The following is a 23340-nucleotide window of genomic DNA, read 5'->3' as shown; positions in this document are numbered from 1 at the left end:
ATTAGTTTAAGAATACATTTTAGTCATCGATTGATGATAAAAGAGCTTGAGAAAATTTATCCGCAATGAGTTTACGTTGAGATTTTGGCACATTTGAGTTCAAGATGTTAGTGGCTATATTACCAGCTATCATTAAGCTCAGATCAGGATTTGCATCATGCTTTTTTAACACGGCAGCAATTTCTGCCAGAATTTGTTCGATCTTTTGGTCGCTGTATTTTGAATTAATAGGCATAACGGTCTTGAATATTTTCCTAGATTTCGGTTAATGATAGTACTGAGTAGCAAGTCTGTGTTGAGATTTTTTCTCTGCTTTCAGAGCCTCTTAGTTAAGAGTGCTAAGCTACTTGGGTATATAAAGCGGCTTATGATAACCTAGTCTTCCTCACAACTGAAACATCAACTGAAACTAATTTACCATGAGCTTAAATATTTCCAACGTCATACTGCATAAATTGACAAAAAATGACCAAAATGAGCTAGTTGTTAGCTTACGCGATTCAGCTTTACCCAATGATGGTGTGACTGAGCAATTAGTTGCTGAGCTGCATCGAACCTTTAGTGCGAAAGCGGGTAAAGGGTTTGGTATCTACAAAGAAGACAGTGAATTCCAAGCGTGGATGAAGCAGTTACGCCAAGGTGAATTAAAGTTTTATGACTTTTCTCAGCAATCGGCTGAGCGTTTGAAGTCAGAATTAGCCAAATACCCTTTTGCCGATGAAGGCGTATTAGTGCTCGCCGAATACCAATCATTAGCGACAGATTACCTATTTATTGCATTGTTGCCTTCTAATCAAAGTTTAAAAGTAAACGATGATCTTGATATTAGCGGTACAGATTACCTTGATATCAATAAAATGGATATTGCCGTGCGTATCGATTTATCTCGCTATGAAACGGACCCAGATTCTAATCGTTATTTAAGCTACATCAAAGGTCGTGTGGGGCGTAAAGTGGCTGATTTTTTCTTGGACTTTTTGCAAGCTGAAGTGGGCTTAGACACCAAAAAGCAAAACCAAGTTTTGATGCAAGCGGTAGACGATTACTGTGCCGATGCGCAACTCAATAAAGAAGAAACAGTAGCCTGCCGTAAACAAGTGCATGATTTTTGTAATGAACAGCTTAAAGCGGGCGATGAAGTCACAATTAAAGAATTATCAGGTGAGCTAGCAGGCGCTGGGCATCATGATAATTTTCAAGATTTCACTCAAAAGCAAGGCTATGAATTAGAAGACAGCTTTCCGGTTGATCGTTCGACGATTCGTAAGTTAGCAAAATATGTGGGTGCGGGTGGTGGTTTATCCATCAACTTTGACAGTATGCTACTGGGCGAGCGTGTGTTTTATGATCCAGAAACGGATACATTAACCATTAAAGGTATTCCGCCGAATTTAAAAGATCAACTGACTCGCCATTCTTAAGTTTGTCAGTAATCTCTGATCATTAAAATCTTGAAATCGGATTTGAAGAATATCAGCAGCAATGAGATAGTACAGGTAACGTATAAAATTTTGGCTGTCTAACTGGGCGGCCTTTATAACATTAAAATTAATCATGGAGAGGATGAAATAATGAGAGTAGGTTTAGTCGGATGGCGTGGCATGGTGGGTTCAGTACTGATGCAACGCATGGTGGAAGAGAAGGATTTCGACCTCATTGAACCGGTATTTTACAGTACATCTCAAGTGGGCATTCCTGCCCCGGTTTTTGGTCAAAAAGAAGCCGGCTTATTACAAGATGCGTTTGATATTGAAAGCCTCAAGCAACTTGATGCCATTATTACTTGCCAAGGTGGTTCTTACACTGAAAAAGTGTATCCAGCATTGCGCCAAGCGGGATGGAAAGGATATTGGATTGATGCAGCGTCGACATTACGTATGCAAGACGATGCCATCATCACCCTTGATCCTGTCAACCTAACGCAAATTCAACAAGGTCTCCACTCTGGTACTAACACTTTTGTCGGTGGTAACTGTACGGTCAGCTTGATGTTGATGGGCCTCGGTGGTCTATACGAAAAAGGCATGATTGAATGGATGAGCGCGATGACGTATCAAGCTGCTTCAGGTGCTGGTGCGAAAAATATGCGTGAATTGATCTCACAAATGGGTGTGATTAATCAATCGGTAAGCGCAGAAATGGCTGATCCGGCGAGCTCTATTTTGGATATCGACCGCAAAGTGGCAGAGACGATTCGTTCTAGTGACTATCCGACTAGCGAGTTTGGTGCGCCTTTAGCGGGCTCGTTGATTCCATGGATTGATGTCAAACGTGACAATGGTCAAAGTAAAGAAGAGTGGAAAGGCACCGTCGAAACGAACAAGATTTTAGGTTTAGATGGAAATGCCATCGTACCGATTGATGGCACTTGTGTGCGTATTGGTGCCATGCGTTGTCACTCTCAGGCACTCACCATTAAATTGAAGCAAAATGTGCCAATGGATGAAATCGAAGACATCATTGCAAGCCATAACGATTGGGTCAAAGTGATCCCTAATGAGCGTGATATTACGATGCAAGAGCTTTCTCCTGCTAAGGTGACGGGTACTTTGTCTGTTCCGGTTGGTCGTTTACGTAAAATGGCGATGGGGGATACGTTCCTAAATGCCTTTACAGTGGGTGACCAATTGTTATGGGGAGCGGCAGAGCCACTTCGTCGTACATTACGTATTATTTTGCAAAACCGTTAATTGCGACTAATTACAAATAAATAAAAGAGGCGGAGTGTAAAAAGTGGCTTACTTTTAATGACTCGCCAGTACCTTTTAAAAACTGAAAGTCCGCGTTGAATCTAACGCGGACTTTTTTATGGGTAATAACGCATAAAGTTAGATGGAGCGAGCGATGAATATCAATCGTAGTCGTTATTCACAATGGAGATTAATTCGTAACTAAGGTTAATTCTGTGGCCATCTAATTAGTGTGATTGGTATCAGGGTCTTTGACCGGGACCACTCGCTTATCGGGATCGGCTAATTCACTGCCACAATGTTTACAGAATAGAGCATCAGTTTCATGACCAGGCTTGGTGCAATTAGGGCATAACACTAATGTGCGATGGGCTTTCATTTCTTGATTGAGCTCTGCCGTGATGATCCCGGTGGGGACGGCTAAAATGGAATAACCGAGTAACATCGTTAATGCTGCCACACCTTGACCGAGTGGAGTTTGTGGTACGACATCCCCATATCCTACCGTTGTAATGGTAATAATGGCCCAATAAATTCCTCTAGGAATACTGGTAAAGCCATTTTCTGGTCCTTCAATGACAAACATCAGTGCGCCAAAAATAGTCACTAAGATCGCAACCGCACTGAAAAATATTAAAATCTTTCGTTGTGACATCGCGAGCGTACGAACCAGTAAATTAGAGTCTTGTAAAAAGCGTACCAACTTTAAGATACGGAAAATGCGCATGACGCGTAATAAGCGGATGATGCCAATAAAACTGGCTGATGGGAAAAAGAAAGCCAAATAAGTTGGTAAGATCGCGAGTAAATCAATCACACCATAAAAGCTTTTGGCATAGGCACTGGGTTTAGGTGAGCAATATAAGCGCAATATATATTCGAGAGTGAACAGTGCGGTAAAAAAGTATTCAAGGAAATCAAATTCTCGTTGCCAGCTCGTAGCAAAATACGGTACTGAATCAAGGATCAGTACCGTTAATGAACTAAAAATAGCAAGGATTAATAAGATATCAAAACGGCGGCCCGCTGCGGTGTGAGTGCCAAATATGATGACATAGAGTCGATGTTTTAATGATTCTTGATTCATCAGGGTCCTTCCTAAGTTATCGTCCCAGTTATTACATTAAGCCCTGAACTAAGTTTCGTACACCTGTCACAATAAATTCAACGCCTAAGGCTGCAAGAATAAGACCCATGATACGAGTAATCACGTTAATGCCCGTTTGTCTTAAAAAGCGCACGATAAAAGGAGCGGAACGATATAAAAGCCAAGAACAAAAGCAAAAAACCATAATCGTAATGATGATGCCAACGGTTTCAAGTAGGGTTGGGTATCGAGAGCCATATACAATGGTTGAACTGATTGCGCCCGGGCCAGCCATTAAAGGCATTGCAAGCGGCACCACACCGATTTGTTCTCGGCTAATGTATTCGGTGCGTTCTTGTTTGTTTTGTTTATCTTCACCAAGTTTACCGCTCATCATGGAAAAAGCGATACTGATTAATAGCAACCCACCAGCAATTCGGAACGAATCGAGAGACACACTGAACATATCCAGTAGTAATTGTCCGCAAAGTAATGAAGCAATTAAGATAATCGCCACCGCAATATTGGCTGTAGTCGCCGTTTTATTTTTTTCTTCTGGTGACATGTGGCCAGTTAATGACACAAACACCGGCATAATACCTATGGGATTTACTGCAGCGACTAGCCCGAGGAAAAATTGTAAATAAATGGCAAATTCGATGGAGGTCATAGTGTTATCTCGGATATTGAACAGAAGAGGGGGGAGTATACATAGGGGGTGTGAATCTTTCGAGCTTAAATTTAATGATGAAAAAATTTATTTTTACTTAATGGGGCTGAGAGAGAAATCAAATTTCATCTCATGCTTTATATTTCGTCATGTTGACGTCACGGACGAGTGAGAACATGTGAGGTAGAAAAACACTGGTGGTGATATTTTAGCCAATACAGGGCATTTTGATATCAGTGTTGATTCAGCGTTTTACAACAGGTTAGATGTGAATTTCGAGCTAAGTCTTTAAAATCATTAATATAGTGAAAAAAATACCGCTAAAGTATTACCTTTCTATTTAGATTACGTATACTCGTTGTAGCACGATAAGATTGTGCTTTTTTGCAATGGTTTTATAGTAATAAACTTACAAAAATTGTGCTTAATTATGGTGTATGCTAACGGTAGGTTAAATATTTTTCACATTGTGAAATAAATAAAAACCTTTAAATATCAGTTATTTATAATTTTATTTTAACAGTAACTACCGCTTTGGGGGTATTTAGATTGCAAGAACTGATCTATATCAATATTCCAGAATATTTGAAGGAATATACTCAGTTTCGAAAGCGATTTACTAAGGCGAGTTTAGCGTTAAATTTGGTGCAAAAATCAAGCCGTATAGCCTTAATAAATAGTTTTTAATTTTTAATCTTAGGAGATTCATTATGCCTGTAACTAACTTAGCTGAGCTAGATGCTTTAGTCGCACGCGTTCAAGCAGCACAGAAAGAGTTTGCTACTTATTCTCAAGAGCAAGTTGATAAAATCTTCCGTGCCGCGTCTTTAGCTGCTAACCAAGCACGTATTCCTCTAGCGCAGCAAGCGGTAGCCGAATCTGGCATGGGTATTATTGAAGACAAAGTAATCAAAAACCACTTTGCATCTGAATTTATCTACAACAAATACCGCGATGAAAAAACGTGTGGCATCCTTGAAGAAGGCACTGACACGATTACTATCGCAGAGCCAGTCGGCATTATTTGTGGTATCGTCCCAACTACTAACCCAACGTCAACAGCAATCTTCAAATCTCTTATCTCTCTAAAAACTCGTAACGGCATTATCTTCTCACCACACCCACGTGCAAAAAATTCAACTAATGATGCGGCAAAATTAGTTCTTGAAGCAGCTGTGGCTGCGGGCGCTCCAAAAGACATCATTGGCTGGATTGACCAACCTTCAGTTGAATTGTCTAACGCACTGATGAAGCACGATGGTATCAACCTTATCCTTGCAACTGGTGGTCCAGGCATGGTTAAAGCGGCTTACTCTTCAGGTAAACCAGCTATCGGTGTAGGTGCAGGTAACGTTCCTGTGGTTATCGATGAAACAGCTGACATCAAACGTGCGGTTGCTTCTGTTCTTATGTCAAAAACATTCGACAACGGCGTAGTATGTGCATCTGAGCAAGCTGTTATCGTAATGGACGAAGTATACGAAGAAGTAAAAGAGCGTTTTGCTTCTCATAAAGGTTACGTTCTATCTAAAGCGGAAGCGGATAAAGTACGTAAAGTACTACTTATCAACGGCAACCTAAATGCTGACATCGTAGGTCAACCAGCAGTTAAAATTGCTGAATTAGCGGGCGTTAAAGTGCCAGCTGACACTAAAGTGTTAATCGGTGAAGGTGGCGTAGTCAGCCATGACGACGAGTTCGCTCATGAGAAACTGTCTCCAACTCTAGGCATGTTCCGCGCGTCTTCTTTCGAAAATGCAGTAGAGCAAGCCGTGACTATGGTTGAAATCGGCGGTATCGGTCATACCTCTGGTCTTTATACAAACCAAGACACCAATGCTGAACGTATTAAATACTTTGGCGACAAATTAAAAACAGCTCGTATTCTTATCAATATCCCAACGACTCACGGTGGTATCGGTGATTTATACAACTTCAACGTTGCACCATCGCTAACACTAGGTTGTGGTTCATGGGGTGGTAACTCTATCTCTGAAAACGTAGGTCCAAAACACCTAATCAACAAGAAAACTGTTGCTAAGCGAGCTGAGAATATGTTGTGGCATAAACTTCCAAAATCAATCTACTTCCGTCGTGGCAGCCTACCCGTTGCATTGACTGATTTAGAAGGTAAAAAACGCGCATTCCTAGTCACTGACCGTTTCTTATTCAACAACGGTTATGCTGATGAAATCGTAAGCCTACTGAAAGCGCAAGGTATGGAAGTGCAAACGTTCTTTGACGTAGAAGCGGATCCAACGCTATCTGTTGTTGAAAAAGGTGCAGCACAAATGCAAAGCTATCAACCAGACGTGATCATTGCGCTAGGCGGTGGTTCACCAATGGATGCAGCGAAAATCATGTGGGTTATGTACGAGCACCCAGAAACGCACTTTGAAGAACTATCAATGCGCTTTATGGATATCCGTAAACGTATCTACAAGTTCCCTAAAATGGGCGCAAAAGCTGAACTAGTCTGTGTAACGACGACTTCTGGTACAGGTTCTGAAGTTACACCATTCGCTGTGGTAACTGATGACCGTACTGGTGCGAAGTACCCACTAGCGGATTACGAGTTAACACCAAACATGGCGATCGTTGATGCGAACCTTGTGATGAACATGCCGAAGTCTCTAACAGCGTTTGGTGGTTACGATGCAATCACTCACGCACTAGAAGCTTATGTTTCAGTACTTGCCAACGAATACTCAGATGGTCACGCTCTGCAAGCTCTTAAGATGCTGAAAGAATACCTACCATCAAGCTACCAAAATGGTGCGGCTGACCCAATCGCTCGTGAAAAAGTACATAATGCGGCGACAATCGCAGGTATGTCATTTGCAAACGCCTTCCTAGGTGTGTGTCACTCAATTGCTCACAAACTGGGTGCTGAGTTCCACATTCCACACGGTCTAGCGAACGCATTGATGATCTCGAACGTTATCCGTTTCAACGCGAACGATAACCCAACTAAACAAACGGCATTCTCTCAATACGACCGCCCACAAGCACGTCGTCGTTATGCTGAAGTTGCCGATCACCTAGGCTTAAGCCAAGCAGGTGACCGTACTGCACAGAAAATTGAGCGTCTATTAGCTTGGTTGGATGACGTGAAGAAAGACTTGGATATTCCAATGTCAATTCAAGAAGCCGGTGTTAACGAAGCTGATTTCTTTGCGAAAGTCGATGAATTAGCGGTTGATGCGTTTGATGACCAATGTACTGGTGCAAACCCACGTTACCCTCTAATTAAAGAGCTTAAAGAAGTCCTTATCGCTTCTTTCTACGGTAAAGCCTACATTGAAGGTGAAACGTTTGAAGGTACGACTGTGATTAAGAAAACAGAAGAACCTAAAAAAGTCGCTAAGAAAAAATAATCTTAGTCTGACCAAATAATGAAAGCCCTACTTATTATGTAAGTAGGGCTTTTTTATTATTGATGATCTGAGGCATAACCTTAATAAGAATCAAGCACTCGCCCACTGAAGTAATCATTTTGTACGATATACTCGGTATTGCGGATCAACTCCTCATTTCTTTTTGCCCAACTACGCTGCCTAGAATGATGGCCTGAGCGAGGAGGTAAAATGCCAGCGACTCGAATATTAAAAGGCATTAATTCCTGCGCCCAATTTTGAGTAAACTCAGCAATCAAAGAAGATGACTGAACAAAAGCGTCTTGAGTTTGACTAGATAAATTGACGATAACCCCACGTTTTTGATTGGTTAGCATTTGTTTGGCTGCCAACTTACTAAAACACAACATCGTGGCGGCAAGCTTGGAAAATTGATAACTGTAGCTATCAATGGTTTCATCTTTGAATAAAGAAGGGCAAGGTAGGCTAGGGTATAGGTTTATTAGCACGTCGATACCTTTATCAAAATGTTGATTAATAGAGGAAAATAAAGGTTGGACACTTTCAAAGCTTTCATCATCAAGATGATATGGGAAGACATGAGAAGCATATGCCTGACAATGTTGCAGTGCTTGGTTTAGCGCCGTTTGATTGTTATCGACTAAAATGACGTTGGCATTAAGGGAAAGAAAATGTTGTGCTAAGTTTTGACCTAAATGAGAGCCTGCGGATGTGATCACTACGACTGAATTATTTATGTTCATGCGGAACCTCATTGGTATCAAAAAAAGTATCTAATACTCCCATCACTTCAAACCTCTGGACTTCATACTATAGTGAGAGCCTTAGAAGGTAATAATGGTCATAAAATAGACAAAGTTCCTGTGAATAATCTCAAAGAAGTAAAATGAAACAATGCAACTTATTGAATTAATTTGCCAATATTGAAAGGAAATTATGTGATATTAAAATAAAAAATGGCAAGAATAAAAAAGACTGGCGATAACCAGTCTTTTATGACGATATTATCTAATCAATGGATTATTTGATTAGGTTTTCTTCAACGAATGACCAGTTAACTAAAGACCAGAAACCATTCATGTAATCTGGACGTACGTTACGGTAATCGATGTAGTAAGCGTGTTCCCATAGATCTACAGTTAGTAGTGGAGTCACACCTTCTTCAGTGAGAGGCGTTGCTGCGTTAGACGTATTCACAATATCTAAAGAGCCATCAGCTTTCTTGATAAGCCAAGTCCAAGAAGAGCCGAAGTTATTGATTGCTGCATCAGTAAATTTTGCTTTGAAGTCTTCAAAAGAACCAAACTGTTGTTTGATCGCTTCTGCAACTGCACCTGTTGGTTCGCCACCTGCATTTGGTGCTAGGCAGTGCCAGTAGAAAGTGTGGTTCCAGATTTGTGCCGCATTGTTGAAGATGCCACCGGTTGAAGTTTTGATGATGTCTTCAAGTGACTTACCTTCAAACTCAGTACCTGGAATTAGGCCATTTAGTTTTACAACGTAAGTGTTGTGGTGCTTACCGTGGTGGTAATCTAAAGTTTCTGCTGAGATGTGTGGTTCTAGTGCATCTTTTGCGTAAGGCAGGGCTGGTAATTCAAATGCCATTGCTCAAATCTCCATGTGTTAGAAAGGGACTTTCTTGTGTTTTTACCGTAAGGAAAAACAGCTTCCGATTGTTATCATACTAACTGATGATGCCATTTTAATGACGATAAAACCTTAACACTCAGTTCAAAAAACTGAAATTTATGTCAGCGTAAATTGCCTTCATCAGCTTGAGCCGTTATCGACTGTGATCAGTTTAGCAAGTTTTTACTTTATTAAAAGAGGTTGTAAACAAAAAGTTCTTACTCATCACTTATTTGTGTGGTTTTCGCTATAAAAATTGTGCAGAAAGGAAACAAATCGAATAACCTTACAAAGATTGGCTTTTTATTCTTGGCGAGTTACAAGTAGAATGGGGCCCAATAAGAACAGCGATACCGATATCCGAGAGAGGAAGTAATGGAAACTATCGATAAAATTAAACAACAAATTTCTGAAAATGCCATTTTGCTATACATGAAAGGCTCACCAAAATTGCCTAGCTGTGGTTTTTCTTCTCAAGCGGCGCAAGCACTGATGTCTTGTGGTGAGAAGTTTGCTTATGTAGATATTCTACAAAACCCTGATATTCGTGCAGAGTTGCCAAAATATGCGCAATGGCCAACCTTCCCACAGCTTTGGGTTGAAGGCGAGTTAGTTGGTGGTTGTGACATTATTATTGAAATGTTCCAAAAAGGTGAGCTGCAAACGCTTATCAAAGAAGCTGCTTCTCGTGTACCTGCTGACGAAGAGTAACAGACTTCAATTGATTTAATACGATAAAAAAGAGCCGCACTAGGCTCTTTTTTTATAGACACAATATTGTTTAGTCATTTAAGGAAGAGTGATGAAAGCCATTTTATATTACATCCATGATCCCATGTGCAGCTGGTGCTGGGGATATAAGCCAACATGGGATAAATTAAAAGCCGCGTTACCAAGTCAAGTTACTGTTACGCCGTTATTAGGAGGACTTGCGCCAGATAATACTGAACCGATGTCAGTGGCTATGCAGCAGAACCTACAACAGATCTGGCGACAAATTGAAGCTAAATTAGGGACTCGGTTTAATCATGAGTTTTGGCGTCAAGCAAGTCCAGTGCGTACTACGTATCCGGCTTGTCGCGCGGTGATCGCCGCTCAAATGCAGCAGCAAGGTGAAGCGATGAATGAAGCGATTCAGCAAGCGTATTATTTAAGGGCAATGACACCGCATACGGAAGCAACTCATACGCTATTAGCCAAAGAGTTAGGACTGGATGTTGAACAATTTTTAATAGACAGGAAAAGTGAGAGGGTAGAACAAGAGTTTGCTCGCCAAAGGGCACAATGTCAGGCTCTTGGCATCGCTTCATTTCCAACATTAGTATTACAGGCTGGTGAGCAGTATCATTTACTGGAACTGGATTATTTGTCTGAAGTCACGACGTTAAATCACATTCAAGCCATCTTGAATACACTATAAAAGAAAACCGCATAGACATGCGGTTTTTTTATGATTTACTTTTATACCAATTGTACGAATTAGATGATCCGATAATGAGTACGATTGATATTACAGTACCATCGCTGCAATCCAACCAAAGATCACAAGCGGAATGTTGTAATGTAAGAAGGTTGGGATCACCGAATCTTTAATGTGATCATGCTGACCATCGGCATTCAAACCAGAAGTTGGGCCTAAGGTTGAGTCTGAGGCGGGCGAACCGGCATCTCCTAATGCAGCGGCAGTGCCGACAAGCGCAATAGTGGCTGCCGGAGAGAAACCAAATGAAATTGCCAGCGGAACATAAATGGTCGCGATGATAGGAATGGTAGAGAAGGATGAACCAATACCCATGGTGATCAACAAACCAACAATCAACATCATGAATGCGGCAATGGCTTTATGACCACTCATGCTTTCTTGTAAGAAGGCAACCAGTGTTTCAACACCGCCGGTAGCTTTCATGACACTCGCAAATCCATTGGCTGAAATCATAATGAAGCCAATCATCGCCATCATTTGGACGCCACGAGTAAAGTTATCTTGGCTAGTTTGGAATGGTTTACCGAAAGATAAAATAATGAAACCGACTAGCGCACCGACAATCATAGAGCCAGAATAAAGCTGAGCCGATAAAGTCGCAATAATACTGATCACAGCAACGATCACGGCTTTCTTATCAATACCTTGTTGTTGAACACTTTGCTCAGTATTTTGCTCTGGAGTATAAGTGCGAGGTTTGCGGTAAGTAAATAACACGCTGACTAATAAACCAAAAATCATCCCACAAGCTGGAATAAACATTGCCACAGGAATTTGTGAAGCGGTGGCGGTGGTTAAGCCATTGCTTTGTAGTGCGGGTAACAAAATATCATTTAAGAAGATGCCACCAAAACCAATGGGCAGCGTCATGTATGGCGTTACAAGACCAAAGGTAAGAATACAAGCGACCATGCGGCGGTCGATATTCATTTTATTAAATGCTGAAAGTAGCGGCGGAACAATGATAGGAATGAACGCAATATGCACGGGAATGACGTTTTGTGAAAAAATAGCCATGATAAAGAGAGCGCCAAAAATCGCGTACTTTAAAGCATTTGAAGCGCTTTGATTTTCTTTGCCGTGGACACGTTTTATCACTGCATTGGAAAGAAGATCGGTAATGCCTGTTTGTGACAGTGCAACGGCAAATGCACCAAGTAAAGCATAGCTTAATGCAATTTCAGCACCATCACCTAAACCGGCTTGAAAGGCGGCAATGGTATCATTAAGTGACATGTGTGCTAGTAAGCCACCGGTTATGGCGCTTAAAGTTAAAGCAATAACGACGTTGACTCGGAATACTGACAAAGCCAGCATCAAGCAAACGGATATAACGACAGGATTCATTGTAGTACTCTTTTAATATAGTAAATGTTGTGTGTTGGTATTGTATTTATTCTTCTTCTGAAACCACAGGCCAGCCACCAAGTGCTTTCCACTTATTGACAATATTGCAAAACAGCTTAGCGGTGATTTGGGTATCATAGAGAGCAGAATGGGCGGCTTGATTATCAAATTCGAACCCGGCTGCACGGCAGGCTTTCGCTAATACCGTTTGCCCATAAGCTAAGCCACTTAGCGCGGCGGTATCAAAAGTGGCAAAAGGATGAAAAGGAATGCGCTTTAATTTGCTGCGTTCAGCGGCCGCCATAACAAAGCTGAGATCAAAATTAGCATTATGAGCGACCATGATGGCGCGACTGCAATCTGCCGCTTTTTGCTCTTTACGTACTAATTTGAAAATTTCTTTTAATGCTTCTGCCTCACTCACGGCCCCTCTTAGTGGGCTATAAGGATCACGAATTCCGGTAAATTCAAGAGCTTCTTTCTCTAAATTTGCTCCCTCAAAAGGCTCCACGTTAAATTGAATTGTCGAGGCAGGGTACAAATCGCCCTTGTCATCCATAGCCAAAGTAACGGCACAGATTTCAAGTAACGCATCGGTTTGAGCATTAAAACCCGCGGTCTCTACATCGATAACAACAGGGAAATAGCCACGAAAGCGGTGTTTTAGGGTCAAAGCTTCATTTATGTCGGTCATGTGTTTTCATATCCGTGAATGTGAGGCGTATTATTGCAGATTAGAAATTGAACTTCACTCATAAATGTTACCAGTAGGTAGGAAAACATGACATTTTATTTAATATAAATGATTTTTTATGGATTCTGCAAAAGGTGGAAAATTTACAAAGAGTGAAATATCGATAAGAAAAAGAACCCATGGATTTGGGTTCTTTTTATTTGAGTTAGAACTAAGATTAGCCTTCTAAACCAGCGGACATTTGATCACGTTGAATTAACTCAATCATATAGCCATCAGGATCTTTTACGAACGCGATGTGGGTGGTGCCGCCTTTTACTGGGCCCGGTTCACGAGTCACTGTACCGCCGGCGGCTTTGATCGCATCACATGCTGCGTAGATATCATCAAAACCAAGTGCAATGTGACCATAACCTGTACCAAGATCGTATTCAGAAGTACCCCAGTTATAGGTTAATTCGATTACCGCACCTTGAGATTCATCACCGTAACCAACGAAAGCTAAGGTGTATTGATATTCGGTATTTTCATTTTTACGCAGTAACTGCATGCCTAGAACTTTGGTATAAAACTCGATAGAACGATCTAAATCGCCTACTCGAACCATAGTATGTAAAATTCTTCCATTCGACATTATGTGCTCCTAATAATGATAATAAGTAGTCTGAAGCGGTGTTATTCTTCAGGATAAACCTTGTCTTTAAATTCGCATAAATCTTCGATAATGCAGCTACCGCAACGGGGCTTACGAGCAATGCAAGTGTAGCGGCCATGTAAAATTAACCAATGATGCACATCGAGTTTGAATTCTTTTGGGACCACTTTGAGTAATTTGGCTTCAACATCATCGACCGTTTTACCCATGGCGAATTTGGTGCGATTGCTAACACGATAAATATGCGTATCCACGGCGATGGTTGGCCAGCCAAAAGCGGTATTTAAGACCACATTCGCGGTTTTTCGTCCAACGCCAGGTAAGGCTTCTAAGGCCGCACGATCTTCTGGCACTTGACTTTGATGCTTTTCAATCAAGATCTTGCAAGTTTTGATGGTGTTTTCGGCTTTGGAATTAAATAAACCAATAGTCTTGATGTATTGTTTTAGCCCATCAACCCCTAATGCCAAAATTGCTTCAGGAGTATTGGCAACAGGGTAGAGCTTGTCGGTGGCTTTATTGACACTGACATCGGTGGCTTGTGCGGATAATAACACCGCAATTAAGAGCTCAAAAGGCGTCGACCAATTAAGCTCTGTTTGCGGGTTTGGATTATTTTCACGTAACCTTTCAAGGATCAATCGACGTTTTTCGTTATTCATTATTTACCCGTTATAACCCGATTCAATTAATGATGTATCCATGTTCATTAGCTGGCTCATGCATTGGTGACACGAGCACGTTCAATAGTGGGTTTTTGTGCTTTGGGTTTACGCTTTTCAAACTGTTTATCAATAATTTGTTTTAAAGCAATTAAGAAACCCACCCCAATAAAGGCTCCTGGTGGTAGTAAGGCAAGTAAGAAGCTGCTGTCAATGTGAAAGACTTCAATTCGCAAAGACGCTGCCCAATCACCTAGCAGCAAATCAGCGCCATCGAATAGGGTTCCTTGACCAACGATTTCACGTAATCCGCCTAATAAAGTCAGCACAGCGAGCATACCTAATCCCATCCAAAATCCATCGAGTGCAGCTTTGGCCGCCGTATTTTTGGAAGCGTAGGCTTCGGCGCGACCAATGATGACACAGTTGGTCACGATCAACGGGATAAAGATACCTAATGAAAGATACAGTCCGTAAGCGTAAGCACTCATCAACAATTGCACACAAGTAACAACAGAGGCAATGATCATCACAAAAATGGGGATACGCACTTCATTCGGGACATAGTGACGTACCAGCGAGATAATCGTGTTGGTTGATATCAATACCATCATGGTTGCAATACCAAGGCCTAAAGCGTTTGTCACGGTCGATGAGACGGCCAGCAAAGGGCATAAACCTAGCAATTGCACTAAAGCTGGGTTGTTGTCCCATAAGCCATTTTTCATGAGCTGTTTATGCTCAGGATCCATCCCTTTCACTTCAGAAGCGACCGGGGTATCAAGAGTGGTGCTATCGTCAGACATATTATCCCTTACAGTTTAGAGGTTGCTTTAGGATCGTTTCTTTATTGGCTTTAAAATAAAGGACGGTTTTCTTTACAGCATTAACTACGGCACGTGGCGTAATCGTGGCACCGGTAAATTGGTCAAACTGGCCACCATCTTTACGTACTGCCCAACTTGACTGATTATCCTCGGTCACCGTTTTGCGATCAAAACTAAAAATCCAATCGCTCTTACGGGTTTCAATTTTATCGCCCAATCCTGGGGTTTCATTATGTTTTAAAATGCGAGTGCTGGTAATGACACCGTTCATATCTAACCCGACGATCAGCTTAATCGCACCACTATAACCATCAGGCGCATAGGTTTCGATGGCGATGGCGGTTGGCTGACCATCTTTGGTAGCAAGATAAGCCGGTTGTGGCGCAGTCGTCACGGTTGTTTGTGATGGCAATAGCATACAAGATGAAAATAATGGATTGTCATGCATACTTTGAGGAATGACTTGATTGAGCGTTTGCTGTAATTCACGCTGCTGCTGTTCAATTATTTTGTCTTGAGTGATCCAATTGGTGATCGCCACCAATGAAGTCGCAGCAATCGCAAAGACCGCTAAGACACCACCGTTTTTTTTCATTGCATTAAGCATAGACGTTACCTTGCATGACCGTAAGTACGAGGTTTGGTGTAGTAGTCGATAAGTGGAACCGACATATTGGCTAATAATACGGCGAAGGCAACGCCATCAGGGAAGCCACCCCAACTACGAATGAGAAAGACTAAAATACCAATAAAGGCCCCGTATATGATCCGCCCTTTGGTGGTGGTGGAAGCGGTAACAGGGTCTGTGGCTATAAAAAATGCCCCTAACATAGTCGCTCCTGAAAGTAGGTGCATCATAGGTGAGGCCGTGGTGCCAGGCAGAATCAATGAACAAATCGTGCTGATAATAAAAAGGCTCGCCAACATGGAAAGTGGGATTTGCCACTGCACAATTCGCTGCTTGATTAAGACTAATCCACCTAACAAAAAGGCGAGATTAACCCATTGCCAGCCGACACCTGCGACGCCAGAAAATACCGGTTGTTGCATGATTTCACTCGGTAGTAGCCCGGTTGTTAATGAGGTTTTAAACGTGTCTAATGGGGTCGCCATGGTGACACCATCAATGCCCGCTCGAACTTGTTGTAGCGAGAGACCATCGGCATTAAAACCGGTGAAAAACAATTTCAAACAGTCATCAAAATGCAAGTGAACAGAAGTGATGGATTCCGGCGTGATCCAACTGGTCATTTGTAGTGGAAAAGAAATCAATAGCACCACATAAGCGACCATAGCTGGATTAAATAAGTTTTGACCTAAGCCGCCGTATAAGTGTTTACCAATGACGATGGCAAAGAAAATACCGATCGCCAATAGCCACCATGGAGATAATGGTGGAATAGCGACAGCAATTAACATTCCCGTGACTAAAGCACTATGATCTCTGAGACTGGCTAGAATAGGGCGTCGGCGAACCAACATCACTAGGGCCTCTAATAACCAAGCAATGAAAATAGCAAAGGTGACTTGGATGAGCACGCCATAGCCAAAAAAGTACGTTTGTACGGCGATGGCAGGTAATAAACACAGGGCAACCCACATCATAATGTTGGATGTGGTGCGCTTCATTCTAACATGTGGAGAACTGGCGATGAAAAAAGGCACTATTTTTTCTCCTGAGAAGATTTATCAATAAATACGGGGATGTCTAATAAATCAAGAGTGACGGCAGGATCTGAACCTGAAGGTGGTTGAGATTCACTGTTCGTTGTGTCTTGTTGGGTTATGGCCTGCTGAGCTTTACGCGCTTTGGCACGGGCAATCGCTGCGGCGACCGCGGCTTTTTTCGAATCAGCCTCGCTGGCAGGTTGAGCTTGCTCAGCTTCTTTTGTTACAGGTGCTTGCTCTGTTGTTTCAGATTCGGTTGGTTGCTGAGCCTTACGCGCTTTGGCACGGGCAATCGCTGCGGCGACGGCGGCTTTTTTCGGATCAGCGTCGCTGGCAGGTTGAGCTTGCTCAGTTTCTTTTGCTACTGGTGCTTGCTCTGCTGCCGGTGTTTGCTCTGTTGTTTCAGATTCGGTTTGTTGCTGAGCCTTACGCGCTTTGGCACGGGCAATTGCCGCGGCGACCGCGGCTTTTTTCGGATCAACGTCGCTGGCAGGTTGGGCTTGCTCAGTTTCTTTTGTTACTGGTGCTTGTTCTGTTGCCGATGTTTGCTCTGTTGTTTCAGATTCGGTTTGTTGCTGAGCCTTACGCGCTTTGGCACGGGCAATCGCTGCGGCGACCGCGGCTTTGTTCGGATCAGCGTCGCTGGCAGGTTGAGCTTGCTCAGTTGCTTTTGTTACTGGTGCTTGTTCTGCTATCGGTGTCTGTTCGGTTGTTTCAGATTCGGTTTGTTGCTGAGCCTTACGCGCTTTGGCACGGGCAATCGCTGCGGCGACCGCTGGATTTTTATGCTCTGCCTCTTCAGGGGTAGTAGGTGCTTGATTATTAACTTGTTGCGCTTTTCTTTCACGCGCTTGTTGCTTACGCTCTTCGCGTAATCTCATCATTTCTGAGTTATCAGGTTGAGCCTGTCCTGAGTTGACCGCTTCGGCTTGTTTAGCTTTGGCTCTTGCGATAGCCGCCGCAACGGCTGGTTTGACTTCATTACTTGCTGAGGTTGCTTGTTTTGCTTTTACTCGCGCAATGGCGGCGGCAACGGCATCATCACCGCCTGTTTGGGTCATTTCACCACGACGTTTTTCAGCGGCTTGTTTAAAGCGTTGCTCACGTTCGACTTTATCGCGCTCAAGACGTTTTTGACGTTCTTCAAAGCGTTGTTTTGCTCGCTCTGCCTCTTTGGCTTCTTGTTTACGAGTCCAAATTTCAGATTTTGCTTGTCGGTAATACTGTACTAAAGGAATTTCACTTGGACACACGTACGCACAAGCGCCACATTCGATGCAGTCGGATAAATGATATTCTTCGCATTTCTCATAATCTTGTGCTTTGGCGTACCATTGAAGTTGTTGCGGAAGAAGCGAAGCAGGGCATGCCTCAGCACAAGCGGTACAGCGAATACAAGCCAGTTCATGACCAGCGGGAGCGATTTCTTTATTTTTAGGTGCGAGAATGCAGTTGGTGATTTTAGTGATTGGCACATCGGCATGAGGAATCGTAAATCCCATTAATGAGCCACCCATGATCAAGCGAGGTTTTTTACGCTCCGCTTTATAACCAAATTGACGCAATAGTGATGAAATTGGGGTGCCAAGACGTGCAAAGACATTCCCTTTTTGAGCAAAGGACTCCCCGGTGAGCGTGACGACACGTTCAATCAAAGGCTCACCATCGATAATGGCACGTTTAATCGCAAAGGCTGTGCCCACATTTTGCATTAATACCCCAACCGCTGCGGAGTGCTCTTTGGTAGGCACTTCTCGCCCGGTTAAAATTTTAATCAGCTGCTTAGCACCACCGGAAGGGTATTTTGTCGGTACGACTCGAATAATGAGATCAATGTCTTTCGCCGCGAGTTCCAGTGCTTCAATCGCGGCTTTTTTATTATCTTCGATACCAATAATGGTAATTTCTGGTTGCAAGATATGCTGAATGACTTGCACGCCCTGAATCACTTCTTGGGCATAATCTTGCATTAAACGATCATCTGCCGTGATATAAGGTTCACATTCAGCAGCATTAATGATGAGAATTTTGGTTTTAGCAAGGCCAGTATGCAGTTTACGTGCAGTAGGGAAACCAGCGCCACCCATGCCAGAGATTCCCGATTGACGAATTTTCTCAATCAGTTCTTCTGCATTACGCTGTTGGTAGTCTTCAATAGGTTCTTTGTCACACCATTGATCTTGCCCATCTGGTTTGATGACAATGCACAAATCAGATAAACCGGATGGATGAGCGATGGTGCGCTTCTCAATTGCGGTTACGACACCTGAGCTTGGGGCATGAACTGGCACCATAAAGGCTAAGTTAGCTTGGGTGAGTTGTTGGCCTTTTAATACGGTATCACCGACCTTAACGCAAATGTCACCGGGGCGGCCGATATGTTGCTTAAGCGGAAGGACGAATTCGTCAGGTAAATCGGCCAAAACAATCGGGGTGCCAGAAGATTGCAGTTTATTTTCAGGCGGGTGAATACCACCGGGAAAGTCCCAAATCATACCTTGACGAATTTTTTCAATGAGCGACAACATACAATTTCCTTTAACTCACAGTGGATTCTTTTGATTCAGCAGAGGCTGAAGTGGGTTCAAGATCAGTCACAACAGGAATGAGTTCAAGTTGCCATTTCCACGTATCAGGTGTGGTTTCAATTGGGATCATTTCAATACAATCGGTTGGGCAGGGGGCGACACATAAATCACAGCCAGTACATTCACTTTTGATCACAGTGTGCAACGCTTTGGTTCCACCAACGATGGCATCGACTGGGCAAGCTTGAATGCATTTAGTGCAACCGATACACATGTCTTCGTGAATAAATGCTACTTTTTTAACCGCATCTTCAACATCATCCGCGCTACTAGGCACATCAACACCCATCAGATCAGCCAGTTTTTCGATACCAGCTTGACCGCCAGGAGGGCATTTGGTGATCACGTCACCATTGGCAATGGCCTCTGCATAGGGACGACAGCCAGGGTAACCACATTGGCCACATTGTGTTTGAGGAAGAATACTATCAATTTGGTCAACGATAGGGTCTGCTTCCACTTTAAAACGAATAGAAGCAAAACCTAAAATGACGCCAAAGATAGAAGCCAGTACCGCAATGGCAACAATGGCAATAAATACAGTAGTCACGATTATTTCACCAAGCCAGTAAAGCCCATAAAGGCCAGAGACATTAATCCCGCCGTAATCATCGCAATAGAAGCACCTTTAAATGGCGCAGGCACGTCAGCGGCAGCAATTCGTTCGCGCATAGAAGCAAATAAAATCAAGACTAAAGAGAAACCAACGGCAGCGCCAAAGCCATAAATAATGGATTCGATGAAATTATGGTTTTCATTGATATTCAGTAACGCCACCCCTAATACCGCACAGTTTGTGGTAATAAGAGGTAAGAAAATACCCAGAAGTCGATATAAGGTAGGGCTCGTTTTATGCACCACCATTTCGGTAAATTGCACCACAAACGCAATCACTAAAATAAAGCTCATGGTTTGTAAGTATTCGATACCAAGCGGTCTTAAAATATAGCTCTGGACAAGATATGAACAAACAGAGGCTAAGGTTAGGACGAATGTCGTCGCTAGGCCCATTCCTATTGCGGTTTCGAGTTTTTTTGATACTCCCATAAATGGGCAAATACCGAGGAATTTAACCAGAACAAAGTTGTTGACCAAGACAGTGCCAACAAGCAGCAGTAAGTAGTCTGTCATATCGTCTCTTAAGGTTACTAATGATCTGAGTATTATCGTCATTTGTGAGGCCAATAACAACCTATAGGAAATAGGTATTTAGCGCTATTGAAGACTTTATTGATGATATGCCCGAAATTTAGACGAAAAAAAACCGCATATTCGATATATGCGGTTTTCTTAATTTGGCTCCCTGTGCTGGACTTGAACCAGCGACATACGGATTAACAGTCCGCCGTTCTACCGACTGAACTAACAGGGAATGAATATGGGGCGAATTTTAGCGAGTGATAAATTGACTGTCAATGTTTTGCGAAGCTAAAAAAGTGCTTTTTATGATAATTTTTTACTTTACTTTTTCGAACATCAGGCCGGATAAGGGGTTGCTATAGTTATCCACTAAATTTGTGGATAAGTGTGTTGATGAAATCTGATTAACATTTTTGAATAAAAATTCAACGGCATAAATACTGAGTTTTATTGTGGTAACTAGTTGATTTATTGGCTTTTAATTTTGATTCTGCTTGTGGGTAATTTTTAAAGTCAACTCTGTGATGTTCTGAAATGAAGCATTATTGCTCTATTTTGGGGAAAAGCAGTGGATTAAAATATTAAATATTGGGAGGGTATTAAATGCGTGGGACAGGGATACTATCAAATATGCCTACGTTACGCTAGAGATAAGTGGACTTTTTCTCTAGATATTTTAGCAAAAAAAACTATCGTTACCTTGGATGTAGCGATAGCAGCATGAGCGTGGCAAAATGTGTCGCAAACCTTTCGAGGAAGGGCAACGTTTATTGCAAGAGGCCAAAATGAGCAAGTTGTATCAATTAGAGTCGGATTACCAGCCCGCTGGCGACCAACCGAGTGCGATTGCACAATTATCCGAAGGATTAGACGTGGGCTTGGCTCATCAAACATTACTTGGGGTTACCGGGTCTGGCAAAACGTTTACTTTAGCTAATGTGATTGCCAAAGCACAGCGGCCGACCATACTACTTGCGCCAAACAAAACGCTTGCTGCGCAACTTTATGGGGAGATGAAAAGCTTCTTTCCTAATAATGCGGTCGAATATTTCGTTTCTTATTACGATTACTATCAACCAGAAGCCTATGTACCTACCACTGATACGTTTATAGAAAAAGATTCTTCGGTCAATGCGCATATTGAACAAATGCGCTTGTCTGCCACCAAATCCCTGATCGAACGTAAAGACGCAATTATTGTGGCTTCGGTATCTGCAATTTACGGTTTGGGTGATCCAGATTCCTACCTCAAGATGATGTTACATATTCGTCGTGGCGACATTTTAGAGCAGCGTGACATTATTCGTCGGCTAGCAGAATTACAGTACAGCCGTAATGATATGGTGTTTGAGCGTGGTAACTTCCGTGTGCGTGGTGAAGTGATAGATGTGTTTCCTGCCGATTCTGAACACGATGCCATTCGTATTGAAATGTTCGATGAAGAAGTTGAGTGCATCAGTGTTTTTGATCCACTGACGGGGGCGATAAAACAGCGTGATCTTGCTCGCGCGACGATTTACCCAAAAACGCACTATGTAACTCCGCGTGAGCGTATTTTAGAAGCCATAGAACAGATCAAAGAGGAGCTGGTTGAACGTCAGAAAGTCTTACGTGATAACAATAAGCTACTAGAAGATCAGCGAATTACCCAACGTACACAATTTGACATTGAAATGATGAATGAATTGGGTTTTTGTTCAGGGATCGAAAACTACTCTCGTTATCTCAGTGGGCGTAAAGAGGGTGAGCCACCACCGACGTTGTTTGATTATTTGCCACATGATGGCTTACTGATCATTGACGAATCCCATGTGACGGTGCCGCAAATTGGCGCAATGTATAAAGGGGACCGCTCTCGTAAAGAAACCTTAGTGGAATATGGTTTTCGATTGCCGTCAGCGTTAGATAACAGGCCGCTACGCTTTGAAGAATTTGAAGCCTTAGCGCCACAAACGATTTACGTTTCAGCGACCCCGAGTGATTATGAATTAGAAAAGTCCGCTGGAGAGGTCGCGGAACAAGTGGTGCGTCCGACAGGGTTATTGGACCCTGAAATTGAAGTGCGTCCGGTAGCAACACAAGTGGACGATTTGCTTTCGGAAATTCGTCAGCGTGTGACAGTGAATGAACGAGTGTTGGTTACTACCTTGACGAAACGCATGGCGGAAGATCTAACGGAATACCTAACTGAACATGATGTCAAAGTACGTTATTTGCACTCAGATATTGATACTGTTGAACGGGTGGAGATCATTCGCGATCTTCGTTTAGGCGAGTTTGATGTGCTGGTTGGGATCAACTTGTTGCGAGAAGGTTTGGATATGCCAGAAGTGTCTTTGGTTGCGATCCTCGATGCCGATAAAGAGGGCTTTTTACGTTCCGAACGTTCACTCATTCAGACCATTGGCCGCGCAGCACGTAACCTGCAAGGTAAAGCGATTTTATACGGTGACACCATCACGAAATCAATGCGTAAAGCGATTGATGAAACCGAGCGCCGTCGAGCTAAGCAGCAACAATACAATGAGAAAATGGGGACCAGTCCGCAAGCCTTGAAGAAAAGTATTCAAGATATTATGGAGCTGGGCCATGTAGGGACTCGTAAAGGAAAGAAAGACAGCAAGGTGATCCCATTGTCGAAAGTGGCAGAGCAGGCCGCCAACTATCAAGCCTTGACCCCACAACAACTTGAGAAACAAATTACCCAGCTTGAAAATGAGATGTATCAGCATGCGCAAAACTTAGAGTTTGAGCAAGCGGCGCAAAAGCGGGATGAGATAGAACAATTGAGAGCGCAGTTTATTGCCAATAGTTAAAGCGGAA

General features: G+C 42.7%; 21 protein-coding genes and 1 tRNA gene. 6 read left to right on the top strand and 16 right to left on the bottom strand.

Annotated elements, in window-relative coordinates; translation table 11 throughout:
* Positions 1 to 19 precede the first annotated feature (19 nt).
* Complete coding sequence (locus VCA1004_RS07225; protein ID WP_086983652.1) at positions 20 to 235, bottom strand: YejL family protein; 216 nt, start codon at positions 233 to 235, stop codon at positions 20 to 22.
* A gap of 184 nt (positions 236 to 419) precedes the next feature.
* Between VCA1004_RS07225 and yejK the strand changes: the two genes are divergently transcribed.
* Both yejK and asd read left to right on the top strand, forming a co-directional pair.
* Positions 420 to 1421 (top strand): nucleoid-associated protein YejK, encoded by a 1002-nt coding sequence (gene yejK, locus VCA1004_RS07220; protein WP_086983655.1) that lies wholly within the window; start codon positions 420 to 422, stop codon positions 1419 to 1421.
* A 150-nt stretch (positions 1422 to 1571) separates the two neighbouring features.
* Complete coding sequence (asd, locus tag VCA1004_RS07215) at positions 1572 to 2690, top strand: aspartate-semialdehyde dehydrogenase (RefSeq protein WP_086983657.1); 1119 nt, start codon at positions 1572 to 1574, stop codon at positions 2688 to 2690.
* Positions 2691 to 2913: 223 nt separating this feature from the next.
* Here the strand turns inward: asd and VCA1004_RS07210 are convergent, their stop codons facing one another.
* Together VCA1004_RS07210 and VCA1004_RS07205 are read right to left on the bottom strand one after the other, a co-directional pair.
* Positions 2914 to 3777, bottom strand: coding sequence for an ion transporter (locus VCA1004_RS07210; RefSeq protein ID WP_086983660.1), 864 nt, complete (start codon positions 3775 to 3777; stop codon positions 2914 to 2916).
* Between the two features lie 31 nt (positions 3778 to 3808).
* Positions 3809 to 4447 carry a YchE family NAAT transporter gene (locus tag VCA1004_RS07205; RefSeq protein WP_086983664.1) on the bottom strand — a complete coding sequence of 213 codons (639 nt, stop codon included), beginning with the start codon at positions 4445 to 4447 and terminating at the stop codon, positions 3809 to 3811.
* Positions 4448 to 5157: 710 nt separating this feature from the next.
* Between VCA1004_RS07205 and adhE the strand changes: the two genes are divergently transcribed.
* Positions 5158 to 7824, top strand: coding sequence for a bifunctional acetaldehyde-CoA/alcohol dehydrogenase (gene adhE / locus VCA1004_RS07200; RefSeq protein WP_086983668.1), 2667 nt, complete (start codon positions 5158 to 5160; stop codon positions 7822 to 7824).
* A gap of 80 nt (positions 7825 to 7904) precedes the next feature.
* On the opposite strand, the gene VCA1004_RS07195 is transcribed toward adhE, so the two are convergent.
* Both VCA1004_RS07195 and sodB read right to left on the bottom strand, forming a co-directional pair.
* Positions 7905 to 8567, bottom strand: a complete 663-nt coding sequence (locus VCA1004_RS07195; protein ID WP_164520840.1) for an SDR family oxidoreductase — start codon at positions 8565 to 8567, stop codon at positions 7905 to 7907.
* Between the two features lie 277 nt (positions 8568 to 8844).
* On the bottom strand, positions 8845 to 9429 hold the full coding sequence (gene sodB / locus VCA1004_RS07190; protein WP_086983674.1) for a superoxide dismutase [Fe]: 585 nt from the start codon (positions 9427 to 9429) through the stop codon (positions 8845 to 8847).
* A 399-nt stretch (positions 9430 to 9828) separates the two neighbouring features.
* On the opposite strand from sodB, the gene VCA1004_RS07185 reads away from it, so the two are divergent.
* Positions 9829 to 10164 (top strand): Grx4 family monothiol glutaredoxin, encoded by a 336-nt coding sequence (locus VCA1004_RS07185; protein WP_086983677.1) that lies wholly within the window; start codon positions 9829 to 9831, stop codon positions 10162 to 10164.
* 91 nt (positions 10165 to 10255) lie between these two features.
* Positions 10256 to 10873: a DsbA family protein gene (locus tag VCA1004_RS07180; protein WP_086983681.1), complete on the top strand. Its 618-nt coding sequence runs from the start codon at positions 10256 to 10258 to the stop codon at positions 10871 to 10873.
* A 90-nt stretch (positions 10874 to 10963) separates the two neighbouring features.
* On the opposite strand, the gene VCA1004_RS07175 is transcribed toward VCA1004_RS07180, so the two are convergent.
* From VCA1004_RS07175 to VCA1004_RS07125, 11 genes are all read right to left on the bottom strand, one after another.
* Positions 10964 to 12283, bottom strand: coding sequence for a Na+/H+ antiporter family protein (locus VCA1004_RS07175; RefSeq protein ID WP_086983685.1), 1320 nt, complete (start codon positions 12281 to 12283; stop codon positions 10964 to 10966).
* Positions 12284 to 12329: 46 nt separating this feature from the next.
* Entirely contained in the window at positions 12330 to 12977 is a 648-nt protein-coding gene (gene rnt, locus VCA1004_RS07170) for a ribonuclease T (RefSeq protein WP_086983688.1), read from the bottom strand.
* Between the two features lie 217 nt (positions 12978 to 13194).
* A complete protein-coding gene (gene gloA, locus VCA1004_RS07165; protein ID WP_086983690.1) occupies positions 13195 to 13611 on the bottom strand; it encodes a lactoylglutathione lyase in 417 nt (138 codons plus the stop codon).
* A gap of 41 nt (positions 13612 to 13652) precedes the next feature.
* Positions 13653 to 14294 carry an endonuclease III gene (nth, locus tag VCA1004_RS07160; RefSeq protein ID WP_086983695.1) on the bottom strand — a complete coding sequence of 214 codons (642 nt, stop codon included), beginning with the start codon at positions 14292 to 14294 and terminating at the stop codon, positions 13653 to 13655.
* Between the two features lie 56 nt (positions 14295 to 14350).
* Positions 14351 to 15046 carry an electron transport complex subunit E gene (locus VCA1004_RS07155; RefSeq protein ID WP_086984652.1) on the bottom strand — a complete coding sequence of 232 codons (696 nt, stop codon included), beginning with the start codon at positions 15044 to 15046 and terminating at the stop codon, positions 14351 to 14353.
* A gap of 55 nt (positions 15047 to 15101) precedes the next feature.
* On the bottom strand, positions 15102 to 15728 hold the full coding sequence (rsxG, locus tag VCA1004_RS07150; RefSeq protein WP_086983697.1) for an electron transport complex subunit RsxG: 627 nt from the start codon (positions 15726 to 15728) through the stop codon (positions 15102 to 15104).
* 5 nt (positions 15729 to 15733) lie between these two features.
* Positions 15734 to 16786: an electron transport complex subunit RsxD gene (rsxD, locus tag VCA1004_RS07145; protein WP_086983700.1), complete on the bottom strand. Its 1053-nt coding sequence runs from the start codon at positions 16784 to 16786 to the stop codon at positions 15734 to 15736.
* The gene (rsxC, locus tag VCA1004_RS07140) at positions 16786 to 19317 is read right to left on the bottom strand and encodes an electron transport complex subunit RsxC (protein ID WP_126000523.1); all 2532 of its coding nucleotides are present in this window, start codon (positions 19315 to 19317) and stop codon (positions 16786 to 16788) included. The genes rsxD and rsxC overlap by 1 nt, the downstream gene beginning before the upstream one ends.
* A gap of 10 nt (positions 19318 to 19327) precedes the next feature.
* Positions 19328 to 19927 carry an electron transport complex subunit RsxB gene (rsxB, locus tag VCA1004_RS07135; RefSeq protein ID WP_086983704.1) on the bottom strand — a complete coding sequence of 200 codons (600 nt, stop codon included), beginning with the start codon at positions 19925 to 19927 and terminating at the stop codon, positions 19328 to 19330.
* Positions 19928 to 19929: 2 nt separating this feature from the next.
* Positions 19930 to 20508, bottom strand: a complete 579-nt coding sequence (gene rsxA, locus VCA1004_RS07130; protein WP_086983706.1) for an electron transport complex subunit RsxA — start codon at positions 20506 to 20508, stop codon at positions 19930 to 19932.
* Positions 20509 to 20673: 165 nt separating this feature from the next.
* Positions 20674 to 20749 (bottom strand) — tRNA-Asn (locus VCA1004_RS07125).
* A gap of 553 nt (positions 20750 to 21302) precedes the next feature.
* On the opposite strand from VCA1004_RS07125, the gene uvrB reads away from it, so the two are divergent.
* The gene (gene uvrB / locus VCA1004_RS07120; RefSeq protein ID WP_086984653.1) at positions 21303 to 23333 is read left to right on the top strand and encodes an excinuclease ABC subunit UvrB; all 2031 of its coding nucleotides are present in this window, start codon (positions 21303 to 21305) and stop codon (positions 23331 to 23333) included.
* Positions 23334 to 23340: the final 7 nt, after the last annotated feature.

The sequence above is a fragment of the Vibrio aphrogenes genome, assembly GCF_002157735.2.
Classification (GTDB): domain Bacteria; phylum Pseudomonadota; class Gammaproteobacteria; order Enterobacterales; family Vibrionaceae; genus Vibrio; species Vibrio aphrogenes.
This window is presented reverse-complemented; position numbering and strand designations above follow the sequence as displayed.

What these genes read in the sequence shown, in the direction of transcription:
- VCA1004_RS07225 (WP_086983652.1), bottom strand. Translation starts at nt 235, where the DNA reads ATGCCTATTAATTCAAAATACAGCGACCAAAAGATCGAACAAATTCTG.
- yejK (WP_086983655.1), top strand. Translation starts at nt 420, where the DNA reads ATGAGCTTAAATATTTCCAACGTCATACTGCATAAATTGACAAAAAAT.
- asd (WP_086983657.1), top strand. Translation starts at nt 1,572, where the DNA reads ATGAGAGTAGGTTTAGTCGGATGGCGTGGCATGGTGGGTTCAGTACTG.
- VCA1004_RS07210 (WP_086983660.1), bottom strand. Translation starts at nt 3,777, where the DNA reads ATGAATCAAGAATCATTAAAACATCGACTCTATGTCATCATATTTGGC.
- VCA1004_RS07205 (WP_086983664.1), bottom strand. Translation starts at nt 4,447, where the DNA reads ATGACCTCCATCGAATTTGCCATTTATTTACAATTTTTCCTCGGGCTA.
- adhE (WP_086983668.1), top strand. Translation starts at nt 5,158, where the DNA reads ATGCCTGTAACTAACTTAGCTGAGCTAGATGCTTTAGTCGCACGCGTT.
- VCA1004_RS07195 (WP_164520840.1), bottom strand. Translation starts at nt 8,567, where the DNA reads ATGAACATAAATAATTCAGTCGTAGTGATCACATCCGCAGGCTCTCAT.
- sodB (WP_086983674.1), bottom strand. Translation starts at nt 9,429, where the DNA reads ATGGCATTTGAATTACCAGCCCTGCCTTACGCAAAAGATGCACTAGAA.
- VCA1004_RS07185 (WP_086983677.1), top strand. Translation starts at nt 9,829, where the DNA reads ATGGAAACTATCGATAAAATTAAACAACAAATTTCTGAAAATGCCATT.
- VCA1004_RS07180 (WP_086983681.1), top strand. Translation starts at nt 10,256, where the DNA reads ATGAAAGCCATTTTATATTACATCCATGATCCCATGTGCAGCTGGTGC.
- VCA1004_RS07175 (WP_086983685.1), bottom strand. Translation starts at nt 12,283, where the DNA reads ATGAATCCTGTCGTTATATCCGTTTGCTTGATGCTGGCTTTGTCAGTA.
- rnt (WP_086983688.1), bottom strand. Translation starts at nt 12,977, where the DNA reads ATGACCGACATAAATGAAGCTTTGACCCTAAAACACCGCTTTCGTGGC.
- gloA (WP_086983690.1), bottom strand. Translation starts at nt 13,611, where the DNA reads ATGTCGAATGGAAGAATTTTACATACTATGGTTCGAGTAGGCGATTTA.
- nth (WP_086983695.1), bottom strand. Translation starts at nt 14,294, where the DNA reads ATGAATAACGAAAAACGTCGATTGATCCTTGAAAGGTTACGTGAAAAT.
- VCA1004_RS07155 (WP_086984652.1), bottom strand. Translation starts at nt 15,046, where the DNA reads ATGGATCCTGAGCATAAACAGCTCATGAAAAATGGCTTATGGGACAAC.
- rsxG (WP_086983697.1), bottom strand. Translation starts at nt 15,728, where the DNA reads ATGCTTAATGCAATGAAAAAAAACGGTGGTGTCTTAGCGGTCTTTGCG.
- rsxC (WP_126000523.1), bottom strand. Translation starts at nt 19,317, where the DNA reads ATGTTGTCGCTCATTGAAAAAATTCGTCAAGGTATGATTTGGGACTTT.
- rsxA (WP_086983706.1), bottom strand. Translation starts at nt 20,508, where the DNA reads ATGACAGACTACTTACTGCTGCTTGTTGGCACTGTCTTGGTCAACAAC.
- uvrB (WP_086984653.1), top strand. Translation starts at nt 21,303, where the DNA reads ATGAGCAAGTTGTATCAATTAGAGTCGGATTACCAGCCCGCTGGCGAC.